At 55.6% G+C, this 15,327-nt stretch carries 12 protein-coding genes, 1 pseudogene and 1 other annotated feature; of the genes and pseudogenes, 3 read left to right on the forward strand and 10 right to left on the reverse strand.

All coding sequences use genetic code 11. The features are described 5' to 3' along the window. Positions 1-6 precede the first annotated feature (6 nt). Positions 7-1,683: a YbaL family putative K(+) efflux transporter gene (gene ybaL / locus ACHHZ6_RS08740; RefSeq protein ID WP_182919515.1), complete on the forward strand. Its 1,677-nt coding sequence runs from the start codon at positions 7-9 to the stop codon at positions 1,681-1,683. A gap of 95 nt (positions 1,684-1,778) precedes the next feature. On the opposite strand, the gene ACHHZ6_RS08745 is transcribed toward ybaL, so the two are convergent. The 9 genes from ACHHZ6_RS08745 to ACHHZ6_RS08785 all read right to left on the reverse strand — a co-directional run bounded on the left by ACHHZ6_RS08745 (position 1,779) and on the right by ACHHZ6_RS08785 (position 11,145). After that, positions 1,779-3,083: an inosine/guanosine kinase gene (locus ACHHZ6_RS08745; RefSeq protein ID WP_182273988.1), complete on the reverse strand. Its 1,305-nt coding sequence runs from the start codon at positions 3,081-3,083 to the stop codon at positions 1,779-1,781. Positions 3,084-3,145: 62 nt separating this feature from the next. Beyond that, complete coding sequence (hemH, locus tag ACHHZ6_RS08750; protein ID WP_182273987.1) at positions 3,146-4,108, reverse strand: ferrochelatase; 963 nt, start codon at positions 4,106-4,108, stop codon at positions 3,146-3,148. Positions 4,109-4,230: 122 nt separating this feature from the next. Continuing rightward, positions 4,231-4,875, reverse strand: coding sequence for an adenylate kinase (gene adk, locus ACHHZ6_RS08755; protein ID WP_182273986.1), 645 nt, complete (start codon positions 4,873-4,875; stop codon positions 4,231-4,233). 195 nt (positions 4,876-5,070) lie between these two features. Next, positions 5,071-6,945: a molecular chaperone HtpG gene (gene htpG / locus ACHHZ6_RS08760; RefSeq protein WP_395122099.1), complete on the reverse strand. Its 1,875-nt coding sequence runs from the start codon at positions 6,943-6,945 to the stop codon at positions 5,071-5,073. A 110-nt stretch (positions 6,946-7,055) separates the two neighbouring features. Continuing rightward, positions 7,056-7,661: a recombination mediator RecR gene (gene recR, locus ACHHZ6_RS08765; protein WP_182273984.1), complete on the reverse strand. Its 606-nt coding sequence runs from the start codon at positions 7,659-7,661 to the stop codon at positions 7,056-7,058. Then, positions 7,661-7,993: a YbaB/EbfC family nucleoid-associated protein gene (locus ACHHZ6_RS08770; RefSeq protein WP_003858972.1), complete on the reverse strand. Its 333-nt coding sequence runs from the start codon at positions 7,991-7,993 to the stop codon at positions 7,661-7,663. Before ACHHZ6_RS08770 ends, recR begins: the two co-directional genes overlap by 1 nt. Positions 7,994-8,047: 54 nt before the next feature. Next, entirely contained in the window at positions 8,048-9,976 is a 1,929-nt protein-coding gene (dnaX, locus tag ACHHZ6_RS08775) for a DNA polymerase III subunit gamma/tau (protein WP_395122100.1), read from the reverse strand. Beyond that, positions 8,654-8,718, reverse strand: a sequence feature (DnaX frameshifting element). Its footprint overlaps the gene before it by 65 nt. An 88-nt stretch (positions 9,977-10,064) precedes the next feature. Then, the gene (gene apt, locus ACHHZ6_RS08780; RefSeq protein ID WP_182919512.1) at positions 10,065-10,616 is read right to left on the reverse strand and encodes an adenine phosphoribosyltransferase; all 552 of its coding nucleotides are present in this window, start codon (positions 10,614-10,616) and stop codon (positions 10,065-10,067) included. 151 nt (positions 10,617-10,767) lie between these two features. Further along, entirely contained in the window at positions 10,768-11,145 is a 378-nt protein-coding gene (locus ACHHZ6_RS08785; protein ID WP_395122101.1) for a DUF454 family protein, read from the reverse strand. A 50-nt stretch (positions 11,146-11,195) separates the two neighbouring features. On the opposite strand from ACHHZ6_RS08785, the gene priC reads away from it, so the two are divergent. After that, positions 11,196-11,723 carry a primosomal replication protein N'' gene (gene priC, locus ACHHZ6_RS08790; RefSeq protein ID WP_182919510.1) on the forward strand — a complete coding sequence of 176 codons (528 nt, stop codon included), beginning with the start codon at positions 11,196-11,198 and terminating at the stop codon, positions 11,721-11,723. A gap of 14 nt (positions 11,724-11,737) precedes the next feature. After that, positions 11,738-11,906, forward strand: a pseudogene (rsmS, locus tag ACHHZ6_RS08795) (pleiotropic regulatory protein RsmS); the annotation flags it as partial. Between the two features lie 42 nt (positions 11,907-11,948). Here the strand turns inward: rsmS and mscK are convergent. Further along, positions 11,949-15,296, reverse strand: coding sequence for a mechanosensitive channel MscK (mscK, locus tag ACHHZ6_RS08800; RefSeq protein ID WP_395122102.1), 3,348 nt, complete (start codon positions 15,294-15,296; stop codon positions 11,949-11,951). Positions 15,297-15,327: the final 31 nt, after the last annotated feature.

The raw sequence follows: 15,327 nt of genomic DNA on the forward strand, positions 1-15,327 counted from the left end.
GACGGAATGCATCACGCCACACCGCTTATCACCACCATTGTTGGTGGACTTGTGCTCGCTTTTATCCTCGGCATGATTGCCAATAAACTGCGCATTTCTCCTCTCGTGGGCTATCTGTTAGCGGGTGTGCTGGCAGGGCCATTTACGCCAGGTTTTGTGGCGGATACAAAACTGGCTCCCGAGCTGGCGGAATTGGGCGTGATCCTGCTGATGTTCGGCGTTGGTCTGCATTTTTCACTGAAGGATTTGATGGCGGTAAAGTCTATCGCCATACCGGGAGCGATCGCCCAGATCGGGGTGGCGACGCTGCTGGGAATGGCGCTTTCGGCAGTGCTGGGCTGGTCACTGATGACCGGGATCGTTTTTGGGCTGTGTCTTTCAACCGCCAGTACCGTGGTGTTGCTGCGTGCGCTTGAAGAGAGGCAGCTGATAGACAGCCAGCGCGGACAAATCGCAATAGGCTGGCTGATTGTCGAAGACCTGGTGATGGTGCTGACGCTGGTTTTACTGCCAGCTGTCGCCGGGATGATGGAAAAAGATAACGTCGGCTTCGCTTCACTGGCGCTGGATATGAGCATCACCATCGGTAAGGTTGTTGCCTTTATCGCCATTATGATGCTGGTGGGGCGTCGCCTTGTACCGTGGATCATGTCCCGCAGCGCAGCGACCGGCTCCCGCGAACTGTTTACCCTTTCCGTGCTCGCCCTGGCGCTGGGTATCGCCTTTGGTGCCGTCGAGCTGTTTGATGTCTCCTTTGCGCTTGGCGCGTTCTTCGCCGGGATGGTGCTGAACGAATCCGAGCTGAGCCATCGTGCCGCGCACGACACCCTGCCGCTGCGTGATGCTTTCGCTGTACTGTTCTTTGTCTCCGTCGGGATGCTGTTCGACCCACTGATCCTGATTCAACAACCGCTGGCCGTGCTGGGTACGCTGGCGATCATCATCTTTGGCAAGTCGGTTGCGGCTTTCTTCCTGGTGCGCCTGTTTGGTCACTCGCCGCGTACGGCGCTGACCATCGCCGCCAGCCTGGCGCAGATTGGTGAATTCGCCTTTATTCTGGCCGGTCTGGGTATGGCGCTGAACCTGCTGCCGCAGGCGGGGCAAAATCTGGTGCTGGCGGGGGCAATCCTCTCCATTATGCTGAACCCGGTGCTGTTCGCGCTGCTGGAAAAATACCTCGATAAAACCGAAACCCTTGAAGAGCAGACGCTGGAAGAGGCGATAGAAGAAGAGAAACAGATCCCGGTGGATATCTGCAATCATGCGCTGCTGGTCGGCTTTGGCCGCGTGGGTAGTCTGCTGGGTGAGAAACTGATGGCACAGGGTATTCCGCTGGTGGTGATTGAAACCTCACGCACCCGTGTAGATGAACTGCGCGAACGCAACATCCAGGCAGTGCTGGGCAATGCCGCCAATGAAGAAACCATGCATCTGGCGCACCTGGAGTGCGCACGCTGGCTGCTGCTGACCATTCCGAACGGCTACGAAGCCGGTGAGATTGTGGCCTCAGCGCGCGCAAAGTGCCCTCATATCGAGATTATCGCCCGGGCGCATTATGACGACGAAGTGGAGTACATTACAGAGCGCGGAGCTAACCAGGTAGTGATGGGCGAGCGGGAAATTGCGAATACGATGCTGACGCTGCTGGAGAAGCCGCCAGTTGAAGAGGCGGTGATGCGGTAAGATTTCTGCGGCCTGCTGCCCTCACCCTGGCCCTCTCCCACAGGGAGAGGGAACAAATACTAAAAACGGCAACAGTGTTGCCGTTTTGCTTTTACCTACCTGTCCCAGTACGCCTCTTCCAGACTGTCTTCCCTTTCCGGCAGGCCACGCGTTAAGCGCGGAGAATGCTGGTTCAGCACCTGGTAACTCACGCGGTTAGCGTACTTACACACCTGTGCCAGTGACGAATAGGTCAGCCAGCTGAATTTGTGCTTGCTGGAATTCGGCACGTTGGTTTTGTGGTAGGCATTGGCGGTAATGTCGTGCAACAACGCCGCCAGCGCACCGTCGCCTGCACCATTGGTGTTCATGATTTTCTCTGGCCCACCCATATACGGCGCAATGTGAGAGTAAATACGCAGCGGGTTCGTACAGTCTTTGTGGCGCATGGCACGGCTAAATTCGTACTGGTTGAACTCGGCGATCGCACCAGGCAACAACGGATGCTGAGTTTTGCGTTTGCTCTCTTCTTCGGTGAAGCCCGCCATATACAGCCCAACTGGCCCGGCGGTGCAGAGCACCAGATCCACCCAGTCCAGCGCTTTATCGGACGCCAGCAGCGGATCGCTTTCACCAGTTAACGCCTCAGCCTCTTCTTCGTTCATCGCCAGAATCGAGACGTGTTCTTTCAGGAATGCTTGCCACCACTCAGGGTTATCGGCAATCACAAATTTGGTACCCAGCGTCAGTACTACCGGTACGTTGTATTTCTTCGCGTATGCCACTGCCTTCATGGTCGCTTCCGGCATCGGTTCACCCGGCTTACAGCGTACCAGGTAGGACGTCAGCACCAGTGCCGACGCACCCGCGATCACCTCTTCCGGGATGCTCTCGGCACGCAGTTTGTTCATGTGACCAGGGCTGATGGCAAAGGTACGTTCACCGGAATCGCTGATCAGCGTAAAGCAGCGGCCGATTGGCCCGTCGACGCCTTGTAAATAGTTCAGGTCGGTACGGCTGGAGGTGTTGCAGAGGTAACGGTAGGCGTAGCCACCGATTTCGATATTACGGCACATCACGCCAAGCAGGACGGAACGGTCATCTGCCAGCACGGAGTAGTTGTGCATGGTGTTGCCGATGGTACCCCCGGCAAACTGATGCGTGATCAGGTTTTCACGCACCAGCTCCTGGTACAACGCTTCAGCAACGTCATCCTCAATGACCAGAGAATGCCCGGCGCTCAGACCGTAACGCGCGACAAACGCATCATCCACTTTTGCTTCAATGTCCACCAGCGTTTGATCTATACCGACCACCCATGCGGCACTGGTTTCATTTTCCGGCTGAATTTGCTGCAGCAGCGGATCGCGGGCATTAACAGGAAAGTAGTGTTTGGATTTACGTTTGCCGGGAAATTTCATGGTCTGAACTATGCAATGATTATGGGCCGGGAATGGTAGCACAAACCCGGCCTTTAGCGCGATCAGCGGCTTTTCATCACCAGCGACACCATCATGTCGATATGCTCAGGCGAGTCGTTAAGTGCAGGAATGTATTCATACTTCGCTCCACCAGCCTCAAGGAAAATTTCCCGATTCTGCACAGCAATCTCCTCCAGCGTTTCCAGACAATCCGCCGAGAAGCCCGGGGACATCACCTGAATATGCTTCACACCCTTCTCACCCAGCATTTTGAGGGTTTCATCGGTATACGGCGTAAGCCACGGCTCGCGGCCAAAGCGCGACTGGAAGGTCATCATCACCTTCTCTGGCGGTAGCCCAAGCGCAGAAACCAGTTCGCGGGTGGTATCACGGCAACGCTGCGGGTAATCATCCCCTTCATCGGCGAAGCGCTGCGGGATACCGTGATACGAAAGTAACAGGAGATCCGGCTCGCCATGTTTTTCAAACGATGCGCGCGCGCTGCTGGCGAGCGCTTTGATATACAGCTCGTTATCGGCGTAATCGCGAATAAAGGTGACGCCTGGAATACGACGGCGGGTCGCCAGAATGCGCGCCAGTTCGTCCCAGACGGCAGCCACCGTAGAGCAGGAATACTGCGGATAAAGCGACAGTACCACCAGGTGGTCAACGCCCTGAGCGAGCAGTGAGTCTACTGCGCTTTCCAGCGAAGGGTTACCGTAGCTCATACCGAGCACCACAGGCATATCCGTCAGACGGGCGGCCAGCGCTTTTTCCTGGCGACGGCTGTAGACCATCAGCGGCGATCCCTCTTCCATCCAGACGGACTGGTAGAGCTTTGCCACACGCGGAGAACGAATTGGCAGAATGACGCCACGCAGCAACGGCCACCACAACAAACGCGGGGTATCCACGACGCGCGTGTCGCTTAAAAACTGTCGCAGGTAACGTTTTACTGCCGTTGGAGTGGGTGCCTCTGGAGTCCCCAGATTGACAAGCAGGATGCCGGTTTTCGCCTGACTCATTCACGCCTCTTAACCATTTGAATGGTTGTCAATTGTAGCGGAAATGCGTCTAAACGGAACCCATTGCTGTAATAGGTGAGATGAGAATTTTTCTCACCCGTTCCCGGGTGAGAAAGATGCAATTAGCCGAGGATTTTTTCCAGCTCTGCACGAACGTCAGCAACGGCCTGGGTACCGTCTACTTTCGCGTATTTTGTGTTGCCCACTTCAGCTTCTTTAGAGTAGTAGCCGATCAGTGGTGCCGTCATCTGATGGTATTCCACCAGACGTTTACGCACGGTCTCTTCCTGGTCATCTTTACGGGTGGTCAGCTCTTCGCCAGTCACGTCGTCTTTGCCTTCAACCTTAGGTGGGTTGAATTTGATGTGGTAAACGCGGCCAGAGGCAGCGTGTACACGGCGGCCTACGATACGGTCAACGATCAGCTCGTCTGGCACATCGAACTCCAGTACGTAGTCAACGTTGATGCCCGCTTCTTTCATGGCATCAGCCTGTGGGATAGTGCGCGGGAAGCCGTCCAACAGGAAACCGTTACGGCAATCTTCCTGAGCAATGCGCTCTTTAACCAGAGCAATAACCAGCTCGTCGGTTACCAGTTTGCCTGCGTCCATGATGTCTTTTGCTTGTTTACCCAGCTCGGAGCCAGATTTAACAGCGGCGCGCAGCATGTCACCGGTGGAGATTTGCGGAATACCGTATTTCTCCATGATGAACTGAGCCTGAGTTCCTTTACCCGCGCCCGGAGCGCCAAGCAGAATAATACGCATTGCGAAAATCCCCTCAAAAGTTGGTTCAATTTTTCAAAAAGCGCTAAACAATACCACCAGAATGGGTATCGCTCAAGGAAGGCGGGACGGCTGAAACGGTTAATGGGGGAGATAATTTGGGAGAGTACGGTCTGGTGCCCTCACCCCGGCCCTCTCCCACAGAGAAAGGGAGAAGACCAGGGGAGGTGTGGTCAGTTACGCCAACAGCAGCGCATTCACGCGCTTAATGAACTGGTTAGGATCTTCCAGCGTGCCACGCTCGGCCAGCAGGGACTGATCCAGCAGCAGCTCAACCCACTCGGCGAAGTGAGCTTCGTCCTGGGTATCTGCCGCACGCTTCACCAGCGGATGATCCGGGTTCAGCTCGAAGATGTATTTCACTTCTGGCATTGCCTGGCCCGCAGCCGCGAACAGTTTAGCCATTTGAGTGCCCATTTCGTCGGCATCAGTGGTCACAATCGCCGGGGTGTCGGTCAGACGGTGGGTGAAACGCACCTCTTTCACGCGGTCGCCCAGCAGGGTTTTCACGCGCTCAACGAACGGCTCCAGCGCCTTCTCGGCCTCTTTCGCGGTTTCATCCACGTCATCCGCCAGCTTGTCGATGGACTCGTCAGCTTTAGCAACGGACTGGAAGGTTTTACCGTCGAACTCGGTCAGGTAGTTCATCATCCACTCGTCGATGCGGTCAGAAAGCAGCAGCACTTCAATGCCTTTCTTACGCAGTAGCTCCAGGTGCGGGCTGCTCTTCGCCGCAGCGTAGCTGTCAGCGGTGATGTAGTAGATTTTCTCCTGCCCTTCTTTCATGCGGGAGATGTACGCTTCCAGCGACACATTTTGCTCGGAAGAGTCAGTGTGCGTGGAGGCAAAGCGCAGCAGCTTAGCGATAGCTTCAACGTTAGCCGAGTCTTCCGCCGGGCCTTCTTTCAGCACCAGGCCGAACTGTTTCCAGAAGGTCTGGTATTTTTCCGCGTCGTCTTTCGCCAGTTTTTCCAGCATCTGCAGCGTACGTTTGGTCAGCGCGTTACGCAGGTTGCGGGTAACGGTGCTGTCCTGCAGGATTTCACGGGAGACGTTCAGCGGCAGATCGTTAGAGTCGATGAGGCCACGGGTGAAACGCAGATAGTTCGGCATGAACTGCTCAGCGTCGTCCATAATGAACACGCGTTGCACGTACAGCTTCAGACCGTGCTTGTGATCGCGGTTCCACATATCCCACGGTGCCTGTGCCGGGATGTACAGCAGGCTGGTGTACTCTTGCTTACCTTCCACACGGTTGTGGCTCCAGGTCAGCGGGTCGGTAAAGTCGTGGGCGATGTGCTTGTAGAATTCGTTGTATTCGTCGTCTTTGATTTCAGACTTGTTGCGCGTCCACAGCGCCTGTGCCTTGTTGATCTTCTCCCAGGAGACAACCGTTTCACCGTCGTTCTCTTCCTGTTTTTCAATCTCAACCGGCAGCGCAATGTGATCGGAGTATTTGCTGATGATTGAGCGTACACGCCAGTCATTCAGGAAATCATCTTCGCCTTCGCGCAGATGGAGGGTGATTTCAGTACCGCGATCCGCTTTGGTGATGTCCGCAACGGTGTAGTCACCTTCGCCCTGAGATTCCCAGAATACGCCGTTTTCCGCACTTTCACCTGCCGCACGGGTGCGCACAGTGACTTTGTCTGCCACGATGAACGCCGAGTAGAAGCCCACGCCGAACTGACCAATCAGCTGGCTGTCTTTCGCCTGGTCAGAACCCATAGATTCGAGGAACGCTTTGGTGCCGGATTTGGCGATAGTCCCGAGGTGGTCGATCACCTCGTCGCGGTTCATACCAATGCCGTTATCGGCGATGGTCAGCGTACGGTTCTCTTTATTAAAAGAGACGCGCACGCGCAGTTCGCCGTCGCCTTCGTACAGATCCGGATTGGACAGCGCGCGGAAGCGCAGCTTGTCCGCCGCATCCGAGGCGTTGGAAATCAGCTCACGCAGGAAGATTTCTTTATTGGAATACAGGGAATGGATCATCAGGTGCAGAAGCTGTTTTACTTCTGACTGGAAACCACGGGTTTCTTGTCCTTTCATCTAAGTCGACCTCAACAATGCCATTTAATGGGGTTTTAAAACGTTGAGTGAGAGATGGGGATAAAGGAGTGAATTTTCAAGCGGAGGTCACCGGGGCAACCTCCGTTTGGTCAGAAAGTAATCTTGTGGCGTCCGGCCAGAGAGTGCGACAGCGTGGTACCGTCCACCATCTCCAGCTCACCCCCTACCGGCACGCCGTGGGCGATACGGCTGGCGTCAACGCCTGACTCCGCGCACAGCTCAGCAATGTAGTTGGCGGTTGCCTCCCCTTCCACCGTCGGGTTGGTGGCGAGGATCACCTCGTTGATCGTTTCCGATCCCAGACGCTGTTCAAGGCGGTCAAGACCAATATCGTCCGGACCGATACCGTCCAGCGGGGAGAGATGCCCCATCAGCACGAAATAGCGGCCAGAAAACTGCCCGGTCTGTTCAATGGCGTAGATGTCCGCCGGACTCTCCACCACACAAATCTGACCATTTTCCTGACGACGCGGATTCGAGCAGATGTCACACACGTCCTGCTCGGTAAAAGTACGGCAATCCGCACAGTGACCAATTTCTGACATGGCGCGGGTCAAAGCCTGCGCCAGGCGCATCCCGCCGCTGCGGTCGCGCTGCAAGAGCGTAAACGCCATGCGCTGCGCCGACTTTGGGCCAACGCCCGGCAGGCAGCGCAGTGCTTCCATTAACTGCGTGAGCAGCGGACTGGTTTGCATCAGAATGGCATCTTGAAGCCCGGCGGCAGTTGCATACCACTGGAAACAGAAGCCATTTTCTCTTTCTGGGTTTCGTCGATACGGCGCGCAGCATCGTTAAACGCGGCAGCAACCAGATCTTCCAGCATCTCTTTGTCGTCTTCGAGCAGGCTTGGGTCGATCTCAACGCGGCGGCAGTTGTGCGCACCGTTGATGGTCACTTTGACCAGACCGGCACCGGATTCACCCGTGACTTCCAGCTGAGCAATCTCTTCCTGCATCTTCTGCATTTTTTCCTGCATCTGCTGAGCCTGCTTCATCAGGCCACCCAGACCGCCTTTTCCACCAAACATAGGCTTCTCTCTTTTTTCACGTTTAATGATTACAACCGTAAGTCAGACTCACGATCAAATGGGGCGAATACTCTCTTCATCCAGATCGGCATCGAAGAACCGACGCAGAGTCTGAATGTTGTTATCCGCAATAATCGACTCACGCGCGAGCGCGAGTTTTTCTTCATAAATGGCCTGCCGCCACTCCAGTGGCGTGCGCACCGCCGGATTATCATCTTCAATGATAGTCAATTCAACCGGCGCACCCTGTAATGTGGCGAGTGCCTCAGCCAGCGCTTTTTGCGCGCCCGGGGAATTCAGATGCCGCTGGCCCGGACGCAGGTGCAGGCAAATCGTGTTGCCCTCCTGCTCTTTCCAGGCGTTCAGCGCAACCTGCTCCACCAGCTTCGGCAGATGCAATTGGCTAACCTCAGCGGCCCAGGCGTCACGCTCAATGGACTCTTCAGCGAGCTTCGCTGCAAGCTCCGGCGTTTTTTCATGCTCCAGCGCCTTTTTCAGCGCTTTCGGCGTGGCGACCTCTTCTTTCACCTCTTCGATGATGGTGGTCGCCTTCCAGCGGTAAGCCTCTTCTTTCACCGGGGCTTTTTGCTCAAGCGCGGACGGTGCCGGGCGCGACTGTACACGCTCCGTTACCGAGGCCAGTCGTTCAAGCGCGGCGTTGTTTACCGGCCGCGCTCTTCCTGGCGCTGCCGGTTCACTCTTTTTTGGTTTGGTTGCTCCCTGCGCACGTTGTAACTGGCTTCGCGCGGCAAGCACCGAACTGGTGGCATCCGACAGCGGCACATTTTGTGGCGGTGGTGGCGTCGGCTGCGGTAGCACCTGTTGAGGCGACATCACCGTAGCGGGTGCTGCAGGGGCAAAAGAGTGCCGTGGTACTTCCGGTTCGGGCAGCGGCATCCGCGGATGGAACGCCAGCGCGCGCAGCAGGGTCATTTCGACGCCCATGCGGCGGTCTGGCGCGAACGGTAACTCTTTGCGGCCAATCAGCAGCGTCTGATAGTAAAGCTGAACGTCAGCAGGCGGCACGGTGCGGGCAAGTTCACGCATCCGCTGTTCGATGGCCGCCATATCTGCGCCGATGGCTGACGGAGAAAGCTGCAGCATTGCCACGCGGTGCAGCAGGCTGAGCATCTCGACCAGCAGCGCTTCCCATTCGACACCACGGGCAGCTGCCGCGTTAACCAGCGACATCACACGCTCACCGTTGGCGGCAATCATCGCTTCGATGAGGGACAGCGCCTGATCGTCGTCCAGCGTGCCAAGCATAGCGCTGACTGCATCGGTCGAGAGTTTGCCGTCACCGCTGGCTATCGCCTGATCGGTAAGGCTTAACGCATCACGCAGGCTGCCGTCTGCCGCACGTGCCAGCAGTTGCAGAGCGCGCGGTTCGTGGGCAATTTTCTCTTCGTCGAGAATATGTTCAAGCTGAGCACGGATCTGTTCAACGTCCAGCGCCTTAAGATGGAACTGCAGGCAGCGCGACAGAATGGTGACCGGTAGCTTTTGCGGATCGGTAGTCGCCAGCAGGAATTTCACATGTGCAGGCGGCTCTTCCAGCGTTTTGAGCAGGGCGTTGAAGCTGTGGCGCGACAGCATGTGTACTTCATCGATCAGGTAGACCTTGAAGCGGCCACGCGCCGGGGCATACTGCACGTTGTCCAGCAGATCGCGGGTATCTTCAACTTTGGTGCGTGAGGCGGCGTCGATTTCGATCAGGTCGACAAAGCGGCCCTGCTCAATTTCACGGCAGTTATCACACACGCCACACGGCGTCGCGGTGATCCCGGTTTCGCAGTTCAGACCTTTTGCCAGTAAACGGGCAATAGAGGTTTTACCGACGCCGCGAGTGCCGGAGAAAAGATAGGCGTGATGAATGCGACCTAGCGACAAGCCATTCGCCAGGGCCGTCAGCACATGTTCCTGACCGACAACGTCAGCAAAGGTTTGTGGTCGCCATTTACGGGCTAACACCTGATAACTCATGGGCAGGCTCTGCAACGCTGGAAGGTGAATTTATGGAGGGGAATGCTATCACAACCTCACCCGTTGAGCGAGGTTGTGAAAACCGGGATCAATGACCCGGGAAAGGCACCAGGCTGTAGCTGGTAACACCGTGTTTCGCCAGGCGCTGTTCGCCACCCAGATCGAACAGGTTGATGATGAAGGCCGCATCGCTGACTTCACCACCCAGACGACGGATCAGCTTCACGGTCGCTTCGATGGTGCCACCGGTCGCCAGCAGATCGTCAACCACCAGCACTTTATCGCCCGGTTTGATGGCATCTACGTGGATTTCCAGCTGATCGGTACCGTATTCCAGCTCGTAAACTTCAGCGATGGTTTCACGCGGCAGCTTACGCGGTTTACGTACCGGCACAAAGCCTACGCCCAGTGCCAGCGCAACCGGTGCGCCAAACAGGAAGCCGCGGGCTTCGGTACCTACTACTTTGGTGATCCCGGCGTTTTTATAACGCGCTACCAGCAGTTCAATGCTGAGCGAGTACGCTTTCGGGTCTTCCAGCAAGCTGGTGACATCACGGAAAAGAATGCCAGGTTTTGGGTAGTCCTGGATGCTTTGGATGCTGTTTTTCAGATATTCAAGCTGCTGTGCAGTTGCGGTCATCGGTTTGTGCCTAAATAAAACAGTGTGACTCACAGTGCGCAAAAAGTCGGCCAAGGTAACAATTGTATAACCTTTAACCAGGCGCACCTGTGCTCGAAAACGGTCGAATTTACTGTCTGTGCGCAATAATTGCAACAGCCATTATAAGGCATCAGTGCTTTTGTTGCTTTTCATCAACCACGGGGATCCGCCACATGAAAATCAGCAGGCAGGCCAGGATCGCCAACAGCAGGATGCGCACCCACATCATTTTCACCAGCCATAATGAAATGGCAAAGGTGATAAGAATAACGGCAATCGCACGCGGTTTGGCTCCAGGCGGCATTGCCCGGTGTTTTTGCCAGTGGCGCAGATAACCGCCAAACCACGAACGGTACAGCAGCCAGTGGTGAAAGCGCGGCGACGAGCGGGCAAAGCACCAGGCCGCCAGCAGGATAAACGGCGTGGTCGGCAGTAAGGGCAAAACGACACCCAGCGTGCCAAGCACTACCGCGAACCAGCCAATGATGATTAAAATAGTACGCTGCATAATGCGAATCGTTATCAAACTGAACGGCTACTTTACCACTGGAGAGCGCATTGAAAACAGCCTTGCTTCTTGAGACGCTGCAAAACCAGCTGACTGCTCTGCGGGCGCAGGCTACACCGCTGATGGGGCACGCCACGCTGAAACCGCGCTTTGATCGACAGCTTTTCCGCACCCGCAGTACGTTAATCCAGGATTATCTTGCTGAAGCGCAGACCCATCTCGACGAGCTTCGCCACGCGGTAGAGAGCGAAAATCAGGAACAGGTGGCCTGGCTTGCGGAACATCTCACCGGACAGATCTCCGCCCTGCACCGCGAAATTGCCACCTGGCCGCTGCGTGCCTGGGACAGTGCATCACCGGGGCTCGGCAAATGGCAGCGCAAGCGGCTGGAGCACCAGGAGTTCGAACGTCGTCTGTTTGAGATGAAGCGTGAGCGAGAAACGCGCCTGAACACCAGCGAAACGCTGGAAGAACAGCAGTTATTAATGCGGGAAATTAGCGCACTGGAAGGTCGAATCAATCGCTGTCGGCAGGCGCTGGATGAAATCGAACGCGTGATTGAACGCCTGACCCGTTAAAAGGAGCCACACAGATGTCACTGGAAAATGCACCCGACGAGGTCAAACTGGCCGTCGATTTAATCATGCTGCTGGAGAATCATGACATCCCGGCGGAGACGGTGCTGAAGGCGCTGGAGATAGTGAAGCGGGATTTTGAGGGGAAATTGCCCTCACCCCGCCCCTCTCCCTGAGGGAGAGGGAGAAAACCATTCCCTCGCCCCCTCAGAGCAGAGGGAATATGGATTATGCAGGAGTAGGATCATCACCCTTAATCTCGCGCTTCACTTCCGTATGCTCATCACCTTTTTCATTACGCAGGTGAACCTCAAGCTGGTTGAAAGCGATATTAATGTCGTTTTCACGGCACAGACGATCGATAGCGCGGTTCAGCTCATCAACGGCAAAGCTGCGGTCGCGCAGCTCACGCACGTATAAGCGCAGCTCGTGATCCAGCGTGCTTGGGCCAAAGGTGGTGAAGAAGACCGATGGGGCCGGATCGTGCATCACCTTCGGATGTTCAGCCGCGGCCTGTAGCAGTACCTCTTTTACCTTATCCAGATCCGAACCGTAGGCTACGCCCAGGCGGATCACTACGCGGGTGACCGTATCAGAGAGTGACCAGTTGATCAGACGTTCGGTCACGAAGGCTTTGTTCGGGATGATCACCTCTTTGCGATCGAAGTCGGTGATCGTGGTGGCGCGAATACGGATCTTGCTGACGGTACCGGAGAAGGTGCCGATGGTCACGGTATCGCCAATACGTACCGGACGCTCAAACAGAATGATCAAGCCAGAAACGAAGTTACCGAAGATCTCCTGCAAACCAAAACCAAGACCAACAGAGAGCGCAGCGGCCAGCCACTGCAGTTTATCCCACGAGACGCCAAGCGAGCCGAAGACCGTCATCGCACCGACAATAATGATGACGTAGTTCAGGATGGTGGTGATGGCATACGATGCCCCCTGACGCAGGTTCAGGCGTGACAGCACCAGCACCTCCAGCAACCCAGGCAGGTTGCGGATCAGCGCCCAGGCGACCATCGACGAAACCAGCGCGAAGAGCAGACTGCCCATCGTCACGCTTTTCATCACCGTGGCACCCGCTTCCGTTCCGCTGTACTGCCAGAGCGTGACGCTGTCGAGATAAGCAAACACGGTAATTAAATCAGACCAGATAGCCCAGAACATCACCCCAAACAGCGCGACCATGACCAGCATGGTAATGCGCAACGTCTGCTGGTTAACCTGCTCCAGCGCGATGGTAGGTTCTTCCTGTGGCTCCGCGCCTTCAGCGCCCTCTTTAACCTGATGCTGACGGCGGGCAATGGCACGACGATAAGCGATACGGCGAGCCGCCACGCTCAGGCCACGCAGTACCGTCTGGTAAAGCAGGTTCCAGACGATCACCAGATAGACGGTTTCAATCCAGCGCCCGGACAGGCGCAGCGTCGTATAGAAGTAACCCGTTGCCGTAAGCACCATCAGCGCCAGCGGAATTATCGCCAGCACCGTTACGGTGGCCAGACGAATATTGTGGGACTCTTTATCACGCCAGCTATCGCGGCACATTGGCCACATCAGTATGGCGATCAGCAGCAGGTTCAGCAGAATGACCAGTTGCCCCAGCACGTCGTCCATCAGGTGCAGCGGAGAAAGCTCAGACACAACAGACCAGAAATGCAGCGGCAGGAGCGCCAGGCTGATACGCACAATCTGACGACGCCAGTGGCTGGTCAGTTTCTCTGGCATGTTGAAATGACGTACCGCAACGCCGTCTTTTTCCAGCACTTTCCAGCACAGGCCAAACACCAGCCAGAACAGCGCCAGTTTTTTACTGAAGGCCCACAGCAAATCGCTGACGTTGAGCTGCATCGTGAGCAGAATAAGACCAACGGCCAGGATGAGCAGACACACCGGCAGCGCACGGATCAGGTCAATCAGGATCGCTTTTGGCGTGTGGAGCTGGCTATCGTTTCGCAACTGCCCCACTTCAGCCGCCAGCTTCGCCTGGTATTTTTTCATCCAGGCCAGACGCCAACGAATGAGACCTGCAATCAGCAACAGCGGTAACCCCGCCAGGAAGGCAATCATCACCGCAGGCCAGGCTTTCTCCCAGTTCACGGTAATTTTCATGCTCTTGATCTGGGTTTTCAGCGTCTCAGGGAAGGATTTCACCCAGTCCCAGTCCATCGGTTTGTTGCTGTTCACCCAGAAAATTTGCTGAGTCAAAATCTCCTGCAGGCTTTTAGAGACGCTCACTAACTGTTGCTGGTTAATTTGCAGGTTAATCGCCATCATCAGCTGGTTGCCTAGCTGTTTGTTGAACTGGTCGAGCAGCTCGCGGCGCATATCCACCACCTGCAACAGCGCGTCGTGAACTTCAGGGTTCACTTCACTGGAATGGCCCTCTTCCACTTTGGCGACAAAAGCATCGCTCTGGAAAAGCGCGTCGCGCTGCTGGTTCACATCAAATTGTTCCAGACGTAAATCAGCAATGCGGTTGGTCATATCCTCCAGCTCGTCAGCAGAGGGCAGCGTCTGCTGTTGCTGGTAGAGAATACGTGACAGCAGAAGACTGCCTTTCAGGACGGCAATCTGCTCTTTAATATTGCGCTCAGCCTGGAGCGCGCGATCCAGCCAGTTTTTCACTTTGATATTTTGCTGAACCAGCGAGTTACCGTTTTCTGTCGCCTGAATCAGGCGCTGGCTCAGCTGGTGGTTAATATCCAGCTCCTGTTTCACCAGCGGATTAGCCTGAATACGGGCGGTTTCGTCCGGCGATACGGCTTCCTGCGCGGTTTTTTCCGTCAGCGTAAGACGCTTGCTGTTCACCGCCTCCTGCAACAACTGAAGCTGATGTTCCAGACGATTAATATTCGCGGTGACATAATCACGCTGTTTTTGCAGCGTATCCTGCAGCACCGTATTCCCTTCCAGGCTTTTACGCTGCTGTTCAATCTGCGCATTGATTAAGGACTGCTGAACCAGCAGTAATGTTTGCTGCGTCGGGCGTAAAGCACCTTCGCCAACCGTTGTTCCGTTCAGGCGATTGCGAATTTGCTGCAGTTGCTGAGATGCGACATACATCGAGTTCTGCACGCGTTCTGGCTGAGTTTGCAGTGAGACCAGCTGGCTATTATACGTTGCGAGATCGGCCTGTGCCGTTTGCAGGTCGTCGAGTAATTGCGCAACCCGCGACTCCAGCTGACGCAATGAAAGCGTCGCAAGCGTTTTGCGGGTTTCATCATCGTTATCGACGTCACTCAGGGCACTCAGGGCATCTGTTGCCTTACGCATGGCATCGGGGGCCTGCGCGACCTTCTGACGCAGTTGCGCGGTTTCCGCTTTGACACGCTCAGTTTTATCAATCGATTCCAGCGTTTCCATCAGATCCTGCTGGATGAGTTTTTCCTGAGGAGAGAGATCTTTTTGTTTGCTCAGGGTATCGAGTTGCGACTGAACATCAGCACGCGAAGGGATATCCGTGCTGTTATCAGCGCGGGCCCAGGAAAGCGGTGCTGTTGCGAAGAAAAACAGCGTCGCAAAAAGAAAGGCAAGAACAGGGTGTTGCGAGCGATTGATGTGCAGCATAGTCGTGAATAATGTCAGAAGATGACCAAAA

The sequence above is a fragment of the Enterobacter cloacae complex sp. 2024EL-00214 genome (assembly GCF_043945575.1).
GTDB lineage: Bacteria > Pseudomonadota > Gammaproteobacteria > Enterobacterales > Enterobacteriaceae > Enterobacter > Enterobacter cloacae_P.

Excerpts from the sequence above, each read along its gene's own strand:
- ybaL (WP_182919515.1), top strand. The coding sequence starts at position 7 with ATGCATCACGCCACACCGCTTATCACCACCATTGTTGGTGGACTTGTG.
- ACHHZ6_RS08745 (WP_182273988.1), bottom strand. The coding sequence starts at position 3,083 with ATGAAATTTCCCGGCAAACGTAAATCCAAACACTACTTTCCTGTTAAT.
- hemH (WP_182273987.1), bottom strand. The coding sequence starts at position 4,108 with ATGAGTCAGGCGAAAACCGGCATCCTGCTTGTCAATCTGGGGACTCCA.
- adk (WP_182273986.1), bottom strand. The coding sequence starts at position 4,875 with ATGCGTATTATTCTGCTTGGCGCTCCGGGCGCGGGTAAAGGAACTCAG.
- htpG (WP_395122099.1), bottom strand. The coding sequence starts at position 6,945 with ATGAAAGGACAAGAAACCCGTGGTTTCCAGTCAGAAGTAAAACAGCTT.
- recR (WP_182273984.1), bottom strand. The coding sequence starts at position 7,661 with ATGCAAACCAGTCCGCTGCTCACGCAGTTAATGGAAGCACTGCGCTGC.
- ACHHZ6_RS08770 (WP_003858972.1), bottom strand. The coding sequence starts at position 7,993 with ATGTTTGGTGGAAAAGGCGGTCTGGGTGGCCTGATGAAGCAGGCTCAG.
- dnaX (WP_395122100.1), bottom strand. The coding sequence starts at position 9,976 with ATGAGTTATCAGGTGTTAGCCCGTAAATGGCGACCACAAACCTTTGCT.
- apt (WP_182919512.1), bottom strand. The coding sequence starts at position 10,616 with ATGACCGCAACTGCACAGCAGCTTGAATATCTGAAAAACAGCATCCAA.
- ACHHZ6_RS08785 (WP_395122101.1), bottom strand. The coding sequence starts at position 11,145 with ATGCAGCGTACTATTTTAATCATCATTGGCTGGTTCGCGGTAGTGCTT.
- mscK (WP_395122102.1), bottom strand. The coding sequence starts at position 15,296 with ATGCTGCACATCAATCGCTCGCAACACCCTGTTCTTGCCTTTCTTTTT.